The sequence below is a fragment of the Frateuria sp. GZRe12 genome (genome assembly GCF_051900535.1).
Taxonomy (GTDB): Bacteria; Pseudomonadota; Gammaproteobacteria; order Xanthomonadales; family Rhodanobacteraceae; genus Frateuria_A.
Genome location: NZ_JBHZGI010000001.1, coordinates 693,890 through 713,765, shown reverse-complemented (window position 1 = coordinate 713,765; position 19,876 = coordinate 693,890). Strand labels below are relative to the sequence as shown.

Below are 19,876 nucleotides of genomic sequence, written 5' to 3'. Positions count from 1 at the left end.
GGCCTGCGCAGCACGCATAGTCGACCGCCACCAGCTGTCGATGCAGGACGCGCCATGCGGGTACGCCTGGAAGATGTGGCACGCGCCGCGGGGGTGTCGCCCAAGACTGTCTCCCGCGTGCTCAACGACGAAGCGAACGTGCGTGGCCCCACGCGCGAGAAGGTGCTTGCCGCGATGGCGGCGATGGACTATCGCCCGCACCAGCCGGCGCGCAGCCTGGCAAGCAACCGCTCGTTCCTGATCGCGATGCTCTACGACAACCCTTCGTCCAACTACCTCACCGAGATCCAGGCTGGCGTGCTGGAGGCTTGCGACCTGCACCACTACAGCATGATGGTGCGGCCGCTGCACATGGAGGAGGCCGGCTTCGTCGATCGCGTCGACCGGCTGCTCTCGCACCACCATCCCGACGGCCTGCTGCTGACGCCGCCGATCACCGACAACCCCGCGCTGCTGCAGCGCCTGCGCGAGCGGCGCGTGCTCTACGCCAGCGTTTCGCCGATCGAGCGCGCCGGCACCATCGGCGCCTTCATCGACGAACCGGAAGCGGCGCGCCAGATGATGGCGACGCTGCTGGCGCTGGGGCACCGGCGCATCGCGCACGTCATCGGGCACCCGGACCACGGCGCGAGCCAGTGGCGCCTGGCCGGCTATCGCGCGGCGCTCGCCGAGGCCGGGCTGCAGCGCGACCCGGAGCTGGAGGTGCCTGGCGACTTCTCCTTCGGCAGTGGCGTGGCGGCGGCGAGGCGGTTGTTCTCGCTGCCACGAGGACGCGGGCCGACCGCGGTGTTCGCGGCCAACGACGACATGGCCGCCGGCGTGATCTGGGCGGCCGGCGAGCACGGCTTGTCGGTGCCCGGGGACGTTTCGGTCTGCGGCTTCGACGACACCCCGATCGCGCGCCAGATCTGGCCCACGCTCACCACCATCCACCAGCCCAGCCGCGAAATGGGCCGCATCGCCGCGCTGCAGTTGCTCGACACCCTGCGCGGGCGGCCCGGCGCGATGGTGCAGGCCACGTTCTCGCTGGAACTGCGCGAGTCCACCGCACAGGCGGCGTAAGGGAAAGAACGTGTAAGAAATTTGTTGCAAGGCAAATTGACAGCGCTGTCAAAGCAAGGCAAACATGTGCCCCGCTTGCGGCAACAGACCGCGGGTGCAAGGCACACAAGTGGGGCGCAACAAGGGCGAAGCGGCAGGCCGCGCGCGCGGTCCATGCCGTCTGAACATCACTTATGCGGGGAGCGAAGCTGATGAACAAGCACGTGCGACTGGCCTTATCCGCGGCGATTGCCGCCTGCCTGATGCCCAGCATCGCGCTGGCGCAGAACGATGATCAGGCGCAGAACACGGCGCCGCAAACGGACGCCACCCAACCGGCCGATGCCCAGGCGCAGCAACAGCCGCCCAGCAAGGCGAGCGCCAAGAACCTCGAGCAGGTCGTGGTGACGGGCAACACCGCCACCGGCGGCCTGCGCAAGATCGACACCAGCTATTCGGTCACCACGGCCACCGCCGAACAGATCAAGCTGGCCAATCCCAAGAGCACGGCCGACCTACTGAAGATCTCGCCCGGCCTGTGGCCCGAGTCCACCGGCGGCCAGACCGGCGCCAACATCGAAATCGCGGGCTTCCCCGGCGGCGGCGATGCGCCCTACTTCAGCACCCAGATGATGGGCTCGCCGCTGTACGGCATGCCCACGTTGTCGTTCTTCGAGACCACCTCGATCTTCCGCCTCGACGACACGGTCGATCGCGCCGAGATCGTGCAGGGTGGCCCGTCGGTCGTGTTCGGCGACGGCCAGATCGGCGCGACCGCCAACTTCATCCTCAAGCAGGGTACCGAGGTGCCTTCGGGCAGCATCGGCGTGACCTACGGCAACGAGAACCTCAAGCGTGTCGACGGCTTCTTCGGCTTCCCGATCGCCAAGAACACCTACGGCAGCATCGGCGGCTTCTACCGCGATTCCGACGGTGTGCGCGATCCGAAGTTCGCGGCGGACAAGGGCGGCCAGCTCACCGGCACGTTCACCCACGACAGCGACAACGGTTCGATGACGCTGTACGCGCGCTACCTCAACGACCGCAACCAGTTCATCACGCCGATCCCGCTGATCCAGAGCGGCACGGACAATTTCAGCGCCTACCCGGGCTTCGATCCGCTGACCGACACCTACAACGGCCCCGCCATCCAGCACGTGTTCCTGCGCGGCTATCCCGGCGGCGGGCGCGATGCCAACCTGGCCAATGGCCGCGGCGCCAAGGTCGGCTTCCTCGGCGGCAACTTCGACTACGACCTGGGCAATGGCTGGAACCTGTCGGACAAGTTTCTGATCGATGGCGGCGACGTCGACACCAACGCACTGTTCTCCGGCACCAACCCGGGCAGCCTCAACGACATGCTCTACACCGACCAGAGCCAGATCGGCGCGTTCAACCTGACGCCGGGCTCGGCCACCGCCACCTACGTGGGCGGCGGCGCGGTCGATCCCAACCAGAGCGTGATCCACCAGGGCTGGTGGTTCATCCACAAGCACCTGAAGAACATCAACAACGATTTCCGCCTGAGCAAGGAAATCTTCGAGGGCAACACGCTCACCGCCGGCCTCTACCTGGCGCATTACACGATGGACGACGAATGGGCGCTGGGCAACCAGATGCTCATGACCAACACGCCCAACGCGCGGCCGATCACGGTCACCTACGTCGATGCAAACGGCGTCAACCAGCTCACCGACAACCAGGGCTTCCTGGACTACGGCGGCTACAACATCGCCCAGCACGGCACCGCCAACAACAAGGCGTTCTACCTGTCGGACATCTGGCGCATCGGAAAGTGGCTCATCGACCTCTCCGGCCGCGTGGAGAACCAGAACGCCGTCAACGACGTCTGCAACCTGACCAACCAGAACCTGGACGGCAACGACAACACGATCTACGACAACAACGTGCCGGTGTGTAACGGCACCTTCGCCCATACCCGCTACGACAAGACCCACCCGTCGTGGACCTTCGGCGTGAACTACGAGCTCGCCGACAACATGAGCGTGTACTTCCGCGCCAACCGCGGCGCGCACTTCGACGACTTCGACAACGGCATCCGCGGCAACACCACGGGCAACACCGCGCCGATCCAGAAGATCCAGAACTTCGAAGGCGGCTTCAAGTACCAGAGCGAGCAGTTCTACGCCGACATCAGCGTGTACCACCGCCAGTTCAACGGCCTGCTGTACCAGCCGACCGACGAGCAGGGCGTGCCGAACGGGCCGCAGAGCACCTACGGTTCGGATTCGAAGGGCGTGAACATCAACACGGCCTGGAGTCCGATCGAGCACCTGAAGTTCCAGCTGGTCGGCAACTACCTGGACGGTGTGTACTCGCACAACCGCTCGTGCCTTCCCTACACCAACCCGGTCGCCGGCGACGGTTGCGCGAACATCAACGGCGTGCAGCTGCAGCGACAGCCGAAGGTGCGCTACATGTTCACGCCCAGCTACGACATGCCGTTCAGCTGGGGCGACGTGCTGGCGTTCGTGACCTTCACGCATGTCGGCCCGCACACCCAGGACATTTCCGGCCTGCAGCAACTGGGCAGCTACCACACCTGGGACTTCGGCATCGTGGCCAACATCCAGCAGAGCTGGCAGGTGCGCCTGCAGGGCACCAATATGACCAACGAGCTGGGCCTGACCGAAAGCAACTCGCGCATCTTCGGTTCGGCCGCCGGCACCACCGGCGTGATCCTGGCCCGTCCGCTGGAGGGTCGCGAGGTCAACCTGCAAGTGAAGTACATGTTCTGAGGCACCCCGGATTGCCTGCGCCCTGCCGATGGCGGGCGCAGGCGCCTTTTTTGGGTTCCCGGGATGGAACCCGGAAAGGCCCGGGCGTCGTTCCAGTGAGAACGGCAAATCCAGGGCCGCCCTCGACGAGGGCGGTATCGAAGTCCCGCAGTCGCTGTTGAAAGGCGCCTCCCGCTTCCGCGGGAATGACGGCCAGGCGGTGCCGCCTTCGCACTAAGCCCGGCAGCAAAGAGGAGTGCCCATGAAGCGCTTTCCCGTCGGACTCGCGGTGTTCCCGCTCGTCATTGCGTTGGTTGCCGCGCCGGCCTTCGCCGCCACCGATCCGAGCTTCCAGTTCACCGCGTCAGCCAAGGATTTCGGCAACTACTTCCCGAGCTATCTGGCCAACGGCTACTTCTCCACCATGACCTCGCCACGCGGCACCGAGCCCAGTGCCGCGTACATGGTCGCCTTCATGGACTACAAGCCCGGCGACATTTCGCGCCCGGCGGCGATTCCCGGCTGGAGCGAGATCGACTACAACCCCGGCGGCGGCTGGCTCAACCGCACGCGGCTGGACGCGGGCATCTTCCAGGACTACGCGCAGACGCTGGACATGCAGGGCGCCACGCTGACCACGCGCTACCGCTTCGCCTATGCGAACAAGGCCAGCGACATCCAGGTCACCTCGTTCGTCAGCCAGGCCTCGCCGCACCTGGCGGCCACGCAGATCGCCATCACGCCGCGGTTCGACGGCCCGGTGCAGCTGAGCTTCCCGCTGCGGCTGTGGTCCGAGCACCAGCCGCGTTTCCCGATCGCCAGCATGGGCGGCGAGGAGATGATCGCGGCGGTGATCGCCAGCGGTCAGAACCTGGACAACAAGCCGGTGCCGACGCCCGACCGTGCCCCGGTCTGGTATCCGGGCTACACGCAGGTGCTTTCCGCCGATGGCGATGCCAAGGCGCTGACGCTCGGACTGAAGGGCAGGGCGCAGCATGGGCTCGGAATGGCGGAGGCCGCCGCGATCGGCCTACCCGAAGGCCTTTCGCCCGACGCGGTGAAGCTCGAGCGGACACCGACCCGGCTTTCGCTGGAGATCACCGCCACGCTGCACAAGGGGCAGCGCTACGTCTTCACCAAATACCTGGCGCTCTCGCGTGAGGGCTGGAGCGACGACCAGGACGTGCTTGCCCTGGCGAGCGCCGCGCGCACTACCGGGTTCGACCGCCTTCTGGCCGAGCACCAGGCCGCCTGGCACGCGCTGTGGCAATCCGACATCGTGATCGACGGCAACCCGGCGGTGCAGAAGGCGGTGCATTCGGACCTCTACTACCTCTTGTCCAACAGTACCGTCGGCACCGCCTGGCCGATGGGCGCCTGCGCGCTGACGCCCAACTACGCGGGTCATGCGTTCTGGGACAGCGATTCGTGGGTGTTACCGGCGCTGTTGCTGCTGCATCCGGAGCGCGCCAAGCCGATCGTGATGTTCCGCGACCGCACCACGGAACCCGCACGGGCGCGGGCACGCCAGTACGGCGTGAAGGGCATCATGTACCCGTGGGAGGCCGATCCGCAGACCGGCGTGGACGTTACGCCGCACTTCGCCTGGGAGGTCTACCGCGAGGTGCACGTCAACGCCGACATCGCCATCGCGCAGTGGCAGTACTACCTCGCCACCGGGGACGAGGCGTGGCTGAAGACGCAGGCCTGGCCGGTGCTGGAGGGCATCGCCACCTTCTGGACCAGCCGCGTCACCTACGACAAGGCGCACGACCGCTACGAGATCCACCACGTCACCTCGCCCGACGAGGCCTACAACGATGTGCCGAATGACTCGTTCACCAATGCCGCCGCGCGCAAGGCGCTGCAGATCGCGGTGAAGGCGGCGCGCGTGGTCGGCGCCGCGGCCGACCCGCGCTGGAGCGAGATCGCTTCGAAGATGTACATCCCCTTCGACGAGGCCGAGCAGCGCCACCTGGACTTCGACAAGTCGGTGCCGCACGACAAGATCACCTGGATGGGTTCCTCGCTGGTCTGGTTGATGTATCCGAACCTCGACCTTGCGATGTCGCCGCAGGTGCGCCGCAACGACTTCCAGTTCCAGTTGCAGGAACTGAAGAGCCACGGTGACGACCCGAACGAGATGATGATGGTGATGATGGCCGTCGGCGCCGCGGAACTGGGCGATGCGGCCGCCGCCGGTGCATGGATCGAGCGCAACCTGGTCGGCTTCCTCAAGGCCCCGTTCAACGTGCGCACCGAGACCGCCGCCAACAACGCCGGCTACATCCTCGCGACCTCGTCCGGTTTCCTGCAGAGCATGCTTTACGGCCTCACCGGCCTGCGCATCGACGATGGCGGTTTGAGCGAAAAGTACGCGCCAGTGCTGCCGCCGGGCTGGAGCGGCCTGACGCTCAAGGGCGTGCACTTCCGCGGGAAGCGCTTCGACATCCACGTCGGGCGCGGCGCCGACGGCAAGGTGCAGCTGGTGCGCAAGGCGGCGCCATGAACCGCGATCCCTGCAGGAGCGCCCTTGGGCGCGACCGCCATGCCCGGGTCGCGCCGGGGGGCGCTCCTGCAGCCACGCTGTTCGGCAAGGGATCGCTCGAGGGCATCGCCCTGTGGATGCTGTGGCTGATCGCCTGCGCCGCCCTCGCACTTTCCGCGCCGGCCGCCGCCACCGACCCGAGCTTCCTGCTCACCGCCACCGCCCGCGACTTCCCCACGTACTTTCCGACCCAGCTCGGCAATGGCTATGTCGCCACGCTCAGCGCCCCGCGCGGCACCGAGGACAACCTGTCCTACATGGCCGCCTTCATGGACTACGCCGAGGGCGACGTCTCCCGTCCCGCGGCAATACCCGGATGGAGCGGCATCGACTACAGCACCGGCACGTCGTCTTCCGGGCATTTCTGGCTCAACCAGGTCGCGCTCGATCCGGCCGTGTTCGGCGACTACCGCCAGGTGCTGGACCTGCACGACGGCACGCTGACCACGCGCTACCGCTACGACGACCACGGCCGCGCCACGCGCATCGAGGTGGTCTCGCTGGTCAGCCAGGCCTCGCCGCACCTGGCGGCGACGCAGCTGTCGATCACGCCCGAGTTCGACGGCGAGGTGGAGCTGTCCTTTCCGCTCGCGTTGTGGGCGCCGCACCAGCCGCGCTTCGACCTGGCCCGCCTCACCGGCGAGCAGATGCAGGAGGCGGTGGCGGCGAACAACCTCAAGCTCGAGCCTATCCCGCCGGCCACGCCCGACCGCGCGCCGCTGTGGTACCACGGCGACACCCACGTGCTCGACGCGCATGGCGATGCCAAGGGGCTGACCCTGTCGCTGGACGGCCGCGCCGAACAGGGACTGTCGATGGCCGAGGCGGTCGCCGTGGCGCTGCCCGAAGGCCTCGCGCCGAGCGGTGCCCGCGTCTACCGCAGCCCTTGGCGGCTTTCCCTCGAACTGAAGGCCAGGGTGCGCAAGGGCCACACCTACACCTTCGGCAAGTTCGTGGCGCTGTCGCGCGAGGGCTGGGGAGGTGACGCCAGCGCAGATCTGGCGCTGGTGCGGCAGGCGCGCGCGAACGGCTTCGCGCGCCTGCGCGCGGACCACGTCGCCGCGTGGCACGACCTGTGGCGCTCGGACATCCGGATCGAGGGCGATCCCGAATCCCAGCGCATGGTGCACTCGGACCTGTACTACCTGCTGTCGAACGTCACGCCCGGCACCGCCTGGCCGAGCGGCGCCTGCGGCCTGACTCCTGGCTATGCCGGGCACGTGTTCTGGGACAACGACACCTGGGTGTTCCCGGCGCTGCTGCTGTTGCATCCGGAGCGCGCGCGATCGCTGGTCGACTTCCGCAGCCGCACGTTGCCGGCTGCCGAAGCGCGCGCCCGGGAAAGGGGACTGCGCGGGGCGATGTATCCGTGGGAGTCCGATCCGCAGCACGGCACCGAGCAGACGCCGCACCCGGCTTATGTGCTCGGCGAGCGCGAGATCCATGTCACGGCGGACGTGGCCATCGCGCAATGGCAGTACTGGCTGGCCAGTGGCGACAAGGGCTGGCTGCGCGACCATGGCTGGCCGGTGATCCACGCGGTCGCCGACTTCTGGGCCAGCCGCGCGACCTGGGTGCCCGAACGCAAGCGCTACGAAATCCCGCACGTCACCTCGGTGGACGAGGACTACAACGACGTGCCCAACGACACCTTCACCAACGTCTCGGCCCGCAAGGCGCTACAGCTGGCGGCGCGGGCCGCCGCGGTCCTGGGCGAGAAGGCCGATCCGCGCTGGGCGGAGGTCGCGGACAAGCTGTTCGTCCCCTTCGACGCGAGGGCCGGGCATCACCTGGACTTCGACCCGTCAGTGCCGCACGACATCGATTCCTGGGGCGGCAGCTCGTTGCCGATGCTGGTCCTGCCTTCGCTGGACCTGCCGATGGAGCCGGGCGTGCGGCGGCGCGACTATGACTACGCGCTGGCGCCGATCACGCAATCGCATCGCGATCCGAACAGCATGGGCCTGGCGCCGCTGGCGATCTACGCGGCCACGCTGGGCGATGCCGCCGGGGCCAATGCGTGGTTCCAGCGCAACCTCCACGCCGGCGTGATGCAGCCCCCATTCAACGTGCGCACCGAGACGCCGAACAACAACACCGGATACTTCATCACCGCCGCCGGGGGGCTGCTGCAGACCATCGAGTACGGTTTCACCGGCCTTCGCCTGCAACCCGGCGGCCTGGTCGCAGCCTATCCGCCGGTGCTGCCGCCGACGTGGCACGCCTTCACGCTGACCCACGTAGCGTTGCGTGGTGCGTACTACGACATCACCGTGAGCCGCGATCGGAACGGACGCGTCGCGCTCACGCGCCGACCCGCGGAGGACCGGCCATGAATGCCCGCGCCTTGTTCACGGTTATGGCTTGCCTGTTCGCGGTCGCGGCCGGGGCCGATGAGCAGGCCGGGGTAAGGCCCGACGGCACGGTGACCGCCGCTTCGGTGGCGATCCCGTATTCGCAGTTCGCTTCGCCGCCGGCGCGCGCGTTCTTCCCCGGGATGCTGGCGGCGGGTGCTCAGTCGCCGCCTCTCAGCGCGCCGATCGAGCGGAGCCGGCGCTTCTACGATCGCCTCAACAGCGACCGCGCCGCGCGCATGCGCAAGCTCTATCCGGTCACCGTCCGGCACGAAACCATCGCCGGCGTCGGCGCCGACGTGGTGCTGCCCGAACAAGGCGTCAGCGCGGCCAATCGTCATCGCGTGCTGGTCAACCTGCACGGTGGCGCTTTCCTTTGGGGCGCCGGCAGTGGCGGCCTCGTCGAAGCGATTCCGGTCGCCAGCCTGGGCCGGATCGAGGTCATCACGCTGGATTACCGGCAGGGGCCCGAGCACACCTTCCCCGCCGCCAGCGAAGACGTCGAGGCCGTCTACCGCAAGCTGCTCCAAACCCATCGGCCAAGCGAGATCGGCATCTACGGCTGCTCGGCCGGCGGCATCCTGACCGGCGAGGCGGTGGCCCGCTTCATCGCCGACAAGGTGCCCGTGCCCGGCGCGATCGGCACCTTCTGCGGCTCGCTGGTAACCATCGCCGGCGACTCGGCCTACGTCGGGCCGTTGCTCAACGGGCAGGGCGTGCCGGCGGAGCCGCTGGACCTCGCTACGTTGCCGTATTTCCACGGCATCGACGCCAGCGACCCCAGGGTGCAACCGGGCCTCTCGCCCGAATTGCTCAAACATTTCCCGCCGACCCTGCTGATCACCGGCACGCGCGACATGGCGATGAGCTCGGTGGTGCACAGCCAGACGCTACTGACCGAGGCCGGCGTCGAGGCCGAGCTGCACGTGTGGGAAGGCATGTGGCATTCGTTCTTCTCCGACCCCGAACTGCCCGAGTCGCGGCAGGCCTACCGCACTATCGTGGCGTTCTTCGAGCGCCACCTCGCCCCACCGCAAGAGGAAGCCCATCCATGAAGACCCGTCCGCGGATCGTTTCCCTGCTCGGCGCCACGGCGCTCGTCCTTTCCACCGTGGCGAGTGCCGCCACTCCCGACCCTGCGAAGACACAGGCCTACATCCACAAGGCCTGGGACACGCTCACCCGCTCGCTCGATGACTGCTCCGCGCTGCACGATCCGAAGATGGACGCGCGCCCCGTGCTCTACCTGCCGGCGGACCTGGACAAGCCCGCGGGGATCGACGACATCGCCCGGCGCTGCAAGGTCGAGGTGCGCACGCTGCCCCGGCGCATCGAACGGCTGGGCGAGCTGATGCCATCGAAGCTTCCGGCCGAAGGCCTGCTCTACCTGCCCAGGCCGTACGTGGTTCCGGGTGGCCAGTTCAACGAGATGTACGGCTGGGACAGCTACTTCATCCAGTTAGGCCTGCTCGCCGACCACCGCGATGACCTGGCGCGCGACATGACCGACAACATGCTGTTCGAGGTCGAGCACTACGGCGGCGTGCTCAACGCCAACCGCACCTACTACCTGACGCGCTCGCAGCCGCCGTTCCTGAGCCGGATGGTCTCGGACGTATTGGCCGCGCCCGGCGCCTTCAAGGATGAGGCCGAACGCCACGCCTGGCTGGCCCGCGCGTATCCGCTGGTGGTTGCCAACTACCACATCTGGACGCGGCCGGAGCATCGCGCGGGCGACACGGGCCTGGCGCGCTACTTCGACCTGGGCGCCGGGCCGGTGCCGGAGATGCACGGCAGCGAGTACTACCAGGGCGTGATCAATTGGGTGCTGGCCCACCCCAAGCAGGATCCCGGCTATCTGGTGAAGGCGTCCGAGCATCCGGACTCGGCTGAAACGGCGAAACTGAAATCCAGCAGTTGCGACCTGCAGGCGTCGACCGTCTGCGCCGGCGCGTGGGCCCAGGGCTATCGGCTGAGCGCCGACTATTACCTGGGTGATCGCGCGATGCGCGAGTCCGGCTTCGACACCAACTTCCACTTCGGTCCCTACGGCGGCACCACTCACCACTACGCGGGCGTGGGCCTGAACAGCCTGCTCTATCGCTACGAGCGCGACCTGCACGACCTTGCCCTGCAACTGGGCAAGGTGGCCGAGGCGCAGCAGTGGGCCGATGCCGCGGCGCGCCGCAAGGCCGCCATGGGCAAGTACCTGTGGAACGAGCAGCGCGGCATGTTCATGGACTACGACGTCGTCCACCGCAAATCCTCGGATCAGCCCTATGTCACCACGTACTGGCCGTTGTGGGCGGGGCTTGCCTCCAGGGAACAGGCTGCCTCGCTGGACAAGCACCTGGCCGTGTTCGAGCGCAAGGGCGGCCTGTCGATGGACAACCTGAGCAGCGGCGCGCAGTGGGACGAGCCGTTCGGCTGGGCGCCCACCAATTGGCTGGCGGTCTCGGGCCTGGACGCCTACGGCTTCCATGACGATGCGCAGCGCCTGGCGCACAAGTTCATGGCCACCGTGGAAACCGGCTTCGCCCACGACGGCACGATCCGCGAGAAATACAACATGGCGCTGGGCAACGCGGACGTAAAGATCACCGCCGGCTACACCACCAACGTGATCGGTTTCGGCTGGACCAACGCGGTCTACCTCAAGCTGCACCAGCTGCTGCAGAACGCACCCGCAAGGGCGCCTGCCACCGCGGGCAGCGCCGAGGCGCCGGCGGTGCACTGATCAGACGGTTCACGGGCGACGGCCGGCTGCTGCGCTATCCTTGCCGGCCTTTTCGCCCACGTCCCAAGGGATTGCCATGACCATCAACGTCACGTTCGAGACCAACCGCGGCCCGATCCACCTGCGCCTGCACGAGGACAAGGCGCCGGTGACCGTCGCCAATTTCGTCAACCTGGCCCGCCGCGGCTATTACGACGGGCTGTCGTTCCACCGCGTCATCAACGACTTCATGATCCAGGGCGGTTGCCCGCTGGGCACCGGCACCGGCGGCCCGGGCTACAAGTTCGAGGACGAGTTCCACTCCTCGCTGCGCCATGACAAGCCGGGCGTGCTGTCCATGGCCAACGCCGGCCCGCGCACCAACGGCAGCCAGTTCTTCATCACCCACGGCCCGACCCCGTGGCTGGACGGCAAGCACAGCGTGTTCGGCGAAGTGGTCGGCGGTGACGACCAGAAGGTCGTCAACGCGATCCGTCAGGGCGACACCATCGAGCGTGTGGCCGTCGAGGGCGACGTCGATGCGCTGATGGCCGCGCAGGCCGACCGCATCAGGGAATGGAACGAGAAGCTCGACCAGCGCGGTTGAGCAAACCGGCCCTTCCCCCGCCCGGCGGGGGAAGGCGCCCGCAGGGCGGATGGGGCGGTCGGAGCGCGGCCGCCACGCACCGGGGGGTTCCGGCCTACCGCTCGCGCCGAGCGGCTTCGAGTCGCGTGCTAAAATCCGCCGGTTACCTCACCCACACCCCCCGAGGAAGCCATGCCCCAGCTCGCCCAGCGTGTCGGTCGCGCCAAACCCAGCGCGATCATGGTCATCGCCGAAAAGGCGAAGCAGTTGAAGGCGCAGGGCAGGGACATCATCAGCTTTTCCATAGGCGTGCCCAATTTCCTGCCCGGCGAGCACGTCTACGCCGCGGCGCGCGAGTCGCTCAGCCACGACTCGGGCCAGTACGGCAGCAATCGCGGCGCCGAGCCGCTGCTGGATGCCTTCCTCAAGCACATTGAGGCGCTGGGTTTCTCCGGTTACGGCCGCATGAACCTCTCGATCGGCATCGGCGCCAAACAGGTGCTCTACAACCTGGCCGAGGCGCTGCTGGACGAGGGCGACGAAATCTGCTTCGCCGCGCCGTACTGGACCACCTACCGCGACATCGCCGACATCGTCGGCGCGAAGATGAACGTGCTGCCGTGCCCGTCGACGCAGAACTACAAGCTCGCGCCGGCGCAGCTCGAAGAAGCCCTGAAGCGCAAGCCGAAGGTGTTTCTCTTCAACAACCCGTCCAACCCGACCGGCATGGTCTACACGGCCGAGGAAATCGCCGCACTGGCCGACGTGCTCGTGCGCTATCCGGACACCTGGATTGTCACCGACGACATCTACAACTCGATGGTGTTCGACGGTATCGGCTACCACAACTTCGTGTTCGCCCGGCCCGAGCTGCGCGAGCGGCTGGTGTTCGTGGACTCGGTGTCCAAGACCTACGGCATGCCGGGCTGGCGCGTGGGCATGCTCGCGGGCCCCGAGCCGGTGGCCAAGGCGGTCACCACGCTCAACTCCAACCACATCACCAGCGTGCCGGAAGTGATCACCGCCGCCGCGGTGGCCGCCTTCAGTGGACCGCAGGACGTGCCGCAGGCCAAGTGCGCCGAGTTCGCCGCCAAGCGCGACGTCGTGGTTGCCGCGCTGCGCGCGATCCCCGGCGTGATCTGCCCGCGCCCGCAGGGTGCGTTCTACGCCTTCCCGGACATCTCCGTCGCCTTCGGCAAGTCGCACAACGGCACGCCCATCAACAGCGACGTGGACGTCTGCGCGGCGTTGCTCGAAGCGAAGGGTGTCGCCTGCGTGCCCGGCTCCGCCTTCGGTGAACCGCGTTCGCTGCGCATTTCCTATACCTGCCCGACGGCGCAGCTGGAGCCGGGCTTGAAGCGCATCCAGGAATTCTTCGCCGAACTGGCCTGAACCTTTTCGTTTACCTGCCTTGGTGGGCCGCACGTCCACCTCTTGAACTTTAGGAGTGAAGTGATGAAAGCCCCCGTCCGAGTTGCCGTCACCGGCGCCGCTGGCCAGATCGGCTACGCGCTGCTGTTCCGCATCGCCGCCGGCGACATGCTGGGCAAGGACCAGCCGGTCATCCTGCACCTGCTGGAAATCACCCCGGCGCTGCCCGCGCTGCAGGGCGTGGTGATGGAGCTCAACGATTGCGCGTTCCCGACGCTCGCCGGCGTGGTCGCCACCGACGACCTCAACGTCGCCTTCAAGGACGTCGACTACGCGCTGCTGGTCGGCGCCCGTCCGCGCGGCCCGGGCATGGAACGCAAGGATCTGCTCGAAGCCAATGGCGCCATCTTCGGCCCGCAGGGCAAGGCGCTGAATGACCACGCCAAGCGCGACGTGAAGGTGCTGGTGGTCGGCAACCCCGCCAACACCAACGCGCTGATCGCCCAGCAGAACGCGCCGGACCTGGATCCGAAGTGCTTCACCGCGATGGTGCGCCTGGACCACAACCGCGCTCTGTCGCAGCTGGCGGAGAAGACCGGCAAGCACTCGACCGACATCAAGAAGATGACCATCTGGGGCAACCACAGCTCCACCCAGTATCCGGACATCCACCACGCCACCGTGGACGGCAAGCCGGCGCTGTCGCTGGTCGACCAGGCCTGGTACGAAAGCGACTTCATCCCGACCGTGCAGCAGCGCGGCGCGGCCATCATCAAGGCCCGCGGTGCTTCGTCGGCCGCCTCGGCCGCTTCGGCCGCGATCGACCACATGCGCTCGTGGGCGCTGGGTACGGAAGAGGGCGACTGGGTCTCGATGGGCATTCCGTCGGACGGCTCGTACGGCATCGCGCCGGGCGTGATCTACGGCTATCCGGTGACCGTGAAGGATGGCAAGTACGCCATCGTGCAGGGTCTGGAGATCGGCGATTTCTCGCGCGCCCGCATGGACGCGACCGACAAGGAGCTGCGCGAGGAGCGTGGCGGCGTCGAGCACCTGTTTGCCAAGAAGTAAGAGCACCTTTGGTGGCGCGGAAAAGGGCGGCCTTGGAGCCGCCCTTTTTTTGCGGGCTTCAACCCGGGTTCCCCGCAAGCCTTGGCCCCTCACCCCAGCCCTCTCCCCGGAGGGAGAGGGAGCGAATCGGCGAACCGTAGCATCTGCCAGGTCGCCCCAGGGCCGGCTCCCTCTCCCCTTCGGGGAGAGGGTTGGGGTGAGGGGCCACTCTTGCGACAGTGCATGGATGAACTGCGCAGGCCCTTGGCACCCAAGAGGCCTTCCATCCCTGCGCAGGGGGGAAGGTTGGCTCGCGCTATCCCATCGCTTCTATCGCCGAGCGCACGTAGGCCAGCATCGCCGGATCCACCGAACTGCCGCTGCGCAGGTCCGGCTCGTTCGCGTAGGCCTCGCGGATGCGCGCGTGCGTGGCCGGATCATCGCCGGCATAGGCGCGGAAAAGTTCCATCCAGCGCCGCGCCAACCCCCGGGCATGGGGATCGGTCGGCGGTACGCCCTCGTTGATGGCGTCGCGCACTTCCGCAATGAGTGGCGGCCATTCGTACATCCCCGCGCCGTAGTTCGTGCGCATGCGCTCCATGTCCGAGGGATCCAGGTAGCGCTCGAAGATCACCAGGCGTGCGTCGACCAGCGCCCGCTCGATGAATCGCTCCAGGGCCGGCGTGATGCCGTTGCGTTCGCGCATCCCCGGCTCATTGTCCTGCATGGTTTTCAGGCGGGTGATGAAGCCGGGGTTGTTGCCCGTGCCGCGCTGGACCATCTCCATCCACTGCAATGCAAGCGCATGGGCATACGGCGACTCGGGCGTGACACCTCGATCCATCGCGGCCTGGACCTCGCCGATCAGCGCATCCCACTGCGCCACGACGTCCGGATCGTTATGCAACGGCAGGTTTTTCAGTTCCTCGGGCGAGAAATACTTTTCGTACATGGTCATCAGCTCCAGCGTGTCCAGCCACTCGGCCAGGTCGGGGGATTGTCCGGCGGCGAGCTGCCCACGCAGCGCGACCAGGCGTCCGCGCAGCCGGGCGGCTCGCTCGAGCTCGTGGTCCAACTGGGCGATCTGGCGGTCGATGACCTCGCCCAGCGGCTGCTCGGGTCCGGACAGGACGGTTCCGATGTCGGCCAGCGACAGGCCGAGCTGGCGCAGCGCCTGGATACGGTGCAGGCGTTCCACGTTGGTCCGGTCGTACAAGCGATAGCCGGCATCGGAGCGCAGCGAGGGCTTGAGCAGGCCGATGGCGTCGTAGTGGTGCAGCGTGCGGACGGTCAGTCCACAGCGGCTGGCGAGTTCGCCGACGGTTAGCGGCATGGGAGGTCTCCTCGGTGCGTGCCGGCAGGTTCCGGCCTCACGTTACGTGAGGGTCAAGTCCCGGGACAGGGGGGCAGGGCTGGCGGTGCGCTAAAATGGCGCTTTTCCCGCGGAGCCTTCCATGTCCCCCACCGCATCCCCCGGCGCCCGCTTTCGCGCCGCGCTGGCCGCAGAACAACCCTTGCAGGTGATGGGCGCGATCACCGCCTACGCCGGACTGATGGCCAAGCGCGTCGGCTACAAGGCGCTTTACCTTTCCGGCGGCGGCGTGGCGGCCAATTCGCTGGGCATGCCCGACCTCGGCATCAGCACGATGGAGGACGTACTCACCGACGCGCGCCGCATCGTCGATGCCACCCAGCTACCGTTGCTCGTGGACATCGATACCGGCTGGGGCGGCGCGTTCAACATCGCGCGCACGATCCGCTCCTTCATCAACGTCGGCGTGGCCGCCGTGCACATGGAGGACCAGGTGGGCCAGAAGCGTTGCGGCCATCGCCCCGGCAAGGAAGTCGTGCCCAAGGCCGAGATGGTCGACCGGGTCAAGGCGGCGGTGGACGCGCGCACCGATGCGGGGTTCGTGATCATGGCGCGCACCGACGCGGCGGCGGTGGAAGGCATCGACGCGGCGATCGAGCGCGCCTGCGCCTATGTCGAGGCGGGCGCCGACATGATCTTCCCCGAGGCGATGAAGACGCTGGACGATTACCGCCGGTTCAAGGCCGCGGTAAAGGTTCCGATCCTGGCCAACCTCACCGAATTCGGCTCCACCCCGTTCTTCACCACCGACGAGCTGCGCTCGGCCGGCGTGGATATCGCGCTGTACTGCTGCGGCGCCTATCGCGCGATGAACAAGGCCGCGCTCAACTTCTACGAGACCGTCCGCCGCGAAGGCACGCAGAAGGGCATCATCGATACCTTGCAGACCCGCGAGGAGCTGTACGACTTCCTGGGCTACCACGCCTACGAGGACAAGCTCGACGCCCTGTTTTCCAAAGAGAGCTGATCAGGCTCCCTGTAGAGCGCACCCTGTGCGCGACCGCTTTGCCACACATCCGGTCGCCGCACAGGGTGCAGTCCTACAGAGTCCCCGCCTGGCACCCAACCCTTGCATCCAGGAGATACCCGATGACCGAGCAAGTCCTTCCCAAGGCCAAGAAATCCGTCGCGCTGTCCGGCGTGCCGGCCGGCAACACCGCGTTGTGCACGGTCGGCCGCAGTGGCAACGACCTGCACTATCGCGGCTACGACATACATGACCTGGCGGCCAAGGGCAGCTTCGAGGAGGTGGCCTACCTGCTGGTCCACGGCGTGTTGCCGAGCTGGACGGAACTGCAGAACTACAAGGCCAAGCTCAAGCGCCTGCGCGGCCTGCCGGCGCCGGTCAAGTGCGCGCTGGAGCTGTTGCCGGCGGCGACCCACCCGATGGACGTGCTGCGCACGGGCTGCTCGGTTCTGGGCACGGTGTTGCCGGAAAAGGAAGATCACAACGTCACCGGCGCGCGCGACATCGCCGACCGCCTGATGGCGAGCTTCGGCTCCATGCTGCTGTACTGGTATCACTTCAGCCACAACGGCAAGCGGGTGGAAACGGAGACCGACGACGAGTCGATCGCCGCGCACTTCCTGCATGTGCTGCATGGCAAGGCACCGAGCGAGCTGCACGCGCAGGCGCTGGACAAGTCGCTGGTGCTGTACGCGGAGCACGAGTTCAACGCCTCGACCTTCACCGCCCGCGTGATCGCCGGTACCGGTTCGGACATGTATTCGGCCCTCACCGGCGCGATCGGCGCGCTGCGCGGTCCCAAACACGGCGGCGCCAACGAGGTGGCGATGGAGATCATCGCGCGCTACCGCAACGCCGACGAGGCCGAGGCGGACATCCGCGCGCGCGTGGAACGCAAGGAAATCATCATCGGCTTCGGCCATCCGGTCTACACGGTGTCCGATCCGCGCAACGAGATCATCAAGGAGATCTCGCGCAAGCTCTGCACCGATGGCGGCAATCCGACCCTGTTCGAGGTCTCCGAGCGCATCGAGAAACTGATGGGGGATCTCAAGAAGATGTTCCCCAACCTCGACTGGTACTCGGCCAGCGCCTACCACATGATGGGCGTGCCGACCGCCATGTTCACGCCGCTGTTCGTCATCGCGCGCACTTCCGGCTGGAGCGCGCACGTGATCGAGCAGCGCCAGGACGGCAAGATCATCCGCCCGAGCGCGAATTACACCGGTCCGGAAGACCAGACCTACGTGCCGATCGAGAAGCGCTGAGGCGCCCGGCTGGAAGTCCCCTCCCACCGGGAGGGGCGCTTCAGCGGAAGGGGCTTGCGGCGGATGCGCGCATCCCTTGCATGAACTACTAGGGTGCGATGCGCCGAAAGCGCTGGCCCACGAGTGCACTTCCGCAACAAGCATGCGATGGCCGTGGATGGGCGCTGTCCACGGCCTGTCCACGGGGGCGCTGGCTACCATGGCCCGCCATCCCGAGAGAGCCTCCGCATGCGACATCCCGCCAAGCGTCCGTCGTGGTCCCTGCTTCCTGTCCTGGTCACGCTCGCGTTGGTGAGTACCGCCGCTTTGGCACAGGATTCCACTCCGGCCCTGGACCGCGCCAGCGTGCGGCTGGGTGGCTACTACGCCGGCGTGGACACGGACGTGAGGATCGCCGACCCGAGCGACACCCTCGGCGGCACCATCAATCTCGAGGACGACCTTGGCTTTGACAAGAACAAGGCCGTGCCGCGCGTGCGCGCCGACTTCCTGTTCGGCGAACACCAGGGCCTGGCGCTCGACTACTACAACATCGACCGCGCCAGCCACCAGGTACTCGCGCGCGACATCACCTATGACGGCGTGACCTACAGCGCCAACGCGGACGTCCGCGCCAAGCTCGATTTCAACTTCGGCAGCGTCGCCTGGCGCTGGTGGTTCGGACAAGGCAACGACGCCTATGGCATCGGCCTGGGCGCGGGCTGGTATCGGGTGAAGACCGCGCTGGCGGGCGATGGCGCCTACGACCTGGGGCAGGGCGGCGAGCAGGTGGTATCGGTCGCCACCACCAGCAACGACAGCGCCTGGGCGCCGATGCTGCAGCTCGGTTGGCGCCACATGTTCAACGACCAGCTGCGCATGTACCTGGACGCCTCGGGCGTGCGCAAGAACGGTGGCCGCATCAGCGGGCATATCTACAACGCCGCGCTGGGCGTGGAATGGTTGCCGTGGCGGAACCTCGGCTTCGGCGTCGAATACGGCTACAGCCAGATCAAGCTGCACTGGAACCGCAGTGCCTACGACGCCGACCTGGACATGACCCTGAGCGGACCGTCGGCATTCGCCAAGCTGCGCTGGTAACGGTAGGACCGCAACCGTTCCGGCTGCGGTCCTTAGCATTCATCCCAGCCGGGCCCTGCGACGCTGGGCGAGCCAGCCGCCGCCGCAGACCAGCGTGATCAGCAGGATGTCCAGTGCGTAGCCCTGCCAGGGGTGAGCATCGAACCAGCCGCGCAGCAGGTGGTCATGGGCGATCATGCGGCCAGCGGTCCAGGCGATCGCGCCCGCGCCCAGGTAGACGATGAACGAGAAGCGCTCGATGAGCTTCAGGATCAGCGTCGAGCCCCACACCACCAGCGGCACGCTGATCAGCAGGCCAAGCACGACCAGTCCCAGGTGGCCTTTCGACGCGCCGGCGATCGCCAGCACGTTATCCAGGCCCATCAATGCGTCGGCCACCACGATCGTGCGCAGCGCGGCCCAGAAGCTGTCGGCCGCGCTTACTTCGTGTCCGCTTTCCGCCTCGGGCTTGATCAGCTTCCAGGCGATCGGCAACAGCAGCACGCCGCCGGCCAGCATCAGGCCGGGCAACTTGAGCAGGTAGACGACGACCGCGGTCAACGCCACGCGTACGGCCACCGCGCCAAAGGTGCCCCAGAACACCGCTTTCCTCTGCAGCGCCTTGGGCAGGTTGCGCGCGGCCAGCGCGATCACGATCGCGTTGTCGCCGGCGAGCACCAGGTCGAGCAGCACGATGGCCAGGAGGCCGGAGACGAAATCGGTACCGCTGATATCCATGCAAAGCTCCCGCGCGTGACTCATGGCGATGACGGCGGACACGCGCACAGGCCCGTCGCCACCGCAAA

Annotated in this window: 14 protein-coding genes; 12 read left to right on the top strand and 2 right to left on the bottom strand. The window is 67.2% G+C overall.

Annotated features, from left to right (window positions below):
* Positions 1 to 54 precede the first annotated feature (54 nt).
* The 9 genes from ACFWZ4_RS03225 to ACFWZ4_RS03185 all read left to right on the top strand — a co-directional run bounded on the left by ACFWZ4_RS03225 (position 55) and on the right by ACFWZ4_RS03185 (position 14,425).
* The gene (locus tag ACFWZ4_RS03225; protein WP_439703281.1) at positions 55 to 1,062 is read left to right on the top strand and encodes a LacI family DNA-binding transcriptional regulator; all 1,008 of its coding nucleotides are present in this window, start codon (positions 55 to 57) and stop codon (positions 1,060 to 1,062) included.
* Between the two features lie 191 nt (positions 1,063 to 1,253).
* The gene (locus ACFWZ4_RS03220) at positions 1,254 to 3,800 is read left to right on the top strand and encodes a TonB-dependent receptor (protein WP_439703280.1); all 2,547 of its coding nucleotides are present in this window, start codon (positions 1,254 to 1,256) and stop codon (positions 3,798 to 3,800) included.
* Between the two features lie 241 nt (positions 3,801 to 4,041).
* A complete protein-coding gene (locus ACFWZ4_RS03215; protein ID WP_439703279.1) occupies positions 4,042 to 6,288 on the top strand; it encodes a glycosyl hydrolase family 95 catalytic domain-containing protein in 2,247 nt (748 codons plus the stop codon).
* Positions 6,285 to 8,663 carry a glycoside hydrolase family 65 protein gene (locus ACFWZ4_RS03210; RefSeq protein ID WP_439703278.1) on the top strand — a complete coding sequence of 793 codons (2,379 nt, stop codon included), beginning with the start codon at positions 6,285 to 6,287 and terminating at the stop codon, positions 8,661 to 8,663. Before ACFWZ4_RS03215 ends, ACFWZ4_RS03210 begins: the two co-directional genes overlap by 4 nt.
* Positions 8,660 to 9,736 (top strand): alpha/beta hydrolase, encoded by a 1,077-nt coding sequence (locus tag ACFWZ4_RS03205; protein ID WP_439703277.1) that lies wholly within the window; start codon positions 8,660 to 8,662, stop codon positions 9,734 to 9,736. The genes ACFWZ4_RS03210 and ACFWZ4_RS03205 overlap by 4 nt, the downstream gene beginning before the upstream one ends.
* A complete protein-coding gene (locus tag ACFWZ4_RS03200) occupies positions 9,733 to 11,418 on the top strand; it encodes a trehalase family glycosidase (RefSeq protein ID WP_439703276.1) in 1,686 nt (561 codons plus the stop codon). The genes ACFWZ4_RS03205 and ACFWZ4_RS03200 overlap by 4 nt, the downstream gene beginning before the upstream one ends.
* 76 nt (positions 11,419 to 11,494) lie before the next feature.
* Entirely contained in the window at positions 11,495 to 12,004 is a 510-nt protein-coding gene (locus ACFWZ4_RS03195; RefSeq protein WP_439703275.1) for a peptidylprolyl isomerase, read from the top strand.
* 171 nt (positions 12,005 to 12,175) lie between these two features.
* Positions 12,176 to 13,375: a pyridoxal phosphate-dependent aminotransferase gene (locus ACFWZ4_RS03190; protein ID WP_439703274.1), complete on the top strand. Its 1,200-nt coding sequence runs from the start codon at positions 12,176 to 12,178 to the stop codon at positions 13,373 to 13,375.
* 63 nt (positions 13,376 to 13,438) lie between these two features.
* Complete coding sequence (locus ACFWZ4_RS03185) at positions 13,439 to 14,425, top strand: malate dehydrogenase (RefSeq protein WP_439666506.1); 987 nt, start codon at positions 13,439 to 13,441, stop codon at positions 14,423 to 14,425.
* Positions 14,426 to 14,720: 295 nt separating this feature from the next.
* Here ACFWZ4_RS03185 and ACFWZ4_RS03180 read toward each other — a convergent pair whose 3' ends face one another.
* Positions 14,721 to 15,737, bottom strand: a complete 1,017-nt coding sequence (locus tag ACFWZ4_RS03180; RefSeq protein WP_439703273.1) for a MerR family transcriptional regulator — start codon at positions 15,735 to 15,737, stop codon at positions 14,721 to 14,723.
* Positions 15,738 to 15,858: 121 nt separating this feature from the next.
* On the opposite strand from ACFWZ4_RS03180, the gene prpB reads away from it, so the two are divergent.
* The 3 genes from prpB (at position 15,859) to ACFWZ4_RS03165 (ending at position 19,091) form a co-directional block, all read left to right on the top strand.
* Positions 15,859 to 16,743 carry a methylisocitrate lyase gene (gene prpB, locus ACFWZ4_RS03175; protein WP_439703272.1) on the top strand — a complete coding sequence of 295 codons (885 nt, stop codon included), beginning with the start codon at positions 15,859 to 15,861 and terminating at the stop codon, positions 16,741 to 16,743.
* A gap of 122 nt (positions 16,744 to 16,865) precedes the next feature.
* Positions 16,866 to 18,011, top strand: a complete 1,146-nt coding sequence (gene prpC, locus ACFWZ4_RS03170; protein ID WP_231320752.1) for a bifunctional 2-methylcitrate synthase/citrate synthase — start codon at positions 16,866 to 16,868, stop codon at positions 18,009 to 18,011.
* 228 nt (positions 18,012 to 18,239) lie between these two features.
* Positions 18,240 to 19,091: a hypothetical protein gene (locus ACFWZ4_RS03165; protein ID WP_439703271.1), complete on the top strand. Its 852-nt coding sequence runs from the start codon at positions 18,240 to 18,242 to the stop codon at positions 19,089 to 19,091.
* A 39-nt stretch (positions 19,092 to 19,130) separates the two neighbouring features.
* On the opposite strand, the gene ACFWZ4_RS03160 is transcribed toward ACFWZ4_RS03165, so the two are convergent.
* On the bottom strand, positions 19,131 to 19,808 hold the full coding sequence (locus tag ACFWZ4_RS03160; protein WP_439703270.1) for a TerC family protein: 678 nt from the start codon (positions 19,806 to 19,808) through the stop codon (positions 19,131 to 19,133).
* Positions 19,809 to 19,876: the final 68 nt, after the last annotated feature.

Coding starts and splice junctions, on each gene's coding strand:
- ACFWZ4_RS03225 (WP_439703281.1), top strand. CDS start 55: ATGCGGGTACGCCTGGAAGATGTGGCACGCGCCGCGGGGGTGTCGCCC.
- ACFWZ4_RS03220 (WP_439703280.1), top strand. CDS start 1,254: ATGAACAAGCACGTGCGACTGGCCTTATCCGCGGCGATTGCCGCCTGC.
- ACFWZ4_RS03215 (WP_439703279.1), top strand. CDS start 4,042: ATGAAGCGCTTTCCCGTCGGACTCGCGGTGTTCCCGCTCGTCATTGCG.
- ACFWZ4_RS03210 (WP_439703278.1), top strand. CDS start 6,285: ATGAACCGCGATCCCTGCAGGAGCGCCCTTGGGCGCGACCGCCATGCC.
- ACFWZ4_RS03205 (WP_439703277.1), top strand. CDS start 8,660: ATGAATGCCCGCGCCTTGTTCACGGTTATGGCTTGCCTGTTCGCGGTC.
- ACFWZ4_RS03200 (WP_439703276.1), top strand. CDS start 9,733: ATGAAGACCCGTCCGCGGATCGTTTCCCTGCTCGGCGCCACGGCGCTC.
- ACFWZ4_RS03195 (WP_439703275.1), top strand. CDS start 11,495: ATGACCATCAACGTCACGTTCGAGACCAACCGCGGCCCGATCCACCTG.
- ACFWZ4_RS03190 (WP_439703274.1), top strand. CDS start 12,176: ATGCCCCAGCTCGCCCAGCGTGTCGGTCGCGCCAAACCCAGCGCGATC.
- ACFWZ4_RS03185 (WP_439666506.1), top strand. CDS start 13,439: ATGAAAGCCCCCGTCCGAGTTGCCGTCACCGGCGCCGCTGGCCAGATC.
- ACFWZ4_RS03180 (WP_439703273.1), bottom strand. CDS start 15,737: ATGCCGCTAACCGTCGGCGAACTCGCCAGCCGCTGTGGACTGACCGTC.
- prpB (WP_439703272.1), top strand. CDS start 15,859: ATGTCCCCCACCGCATCCCCCGGCGCCCGCTTTCGCGCCGCGCTGGCC.
- prpC (WP_231320752.1), top strand. CDS start 16,866: ATGACCGAGCAAGTCCTTCCCAAGGCCAAGAAATCCGTCGCGCTGTCC.
- ACFWZ4_RS03165 (WP_439703271.1), top strand. CDS start 18,240: ATGCGACATCCCGCCAAGCGTCCGTCGTGGTCCCTGCTTCCTGTCCTG.
- ACFWZ4_RS03160 (WP_439703270.1), bottom strand. CDS start 19,808: ATGGATATCAGCGGTACCGATTTCGTCTCCGGCCTCCTGGCCATCGTG.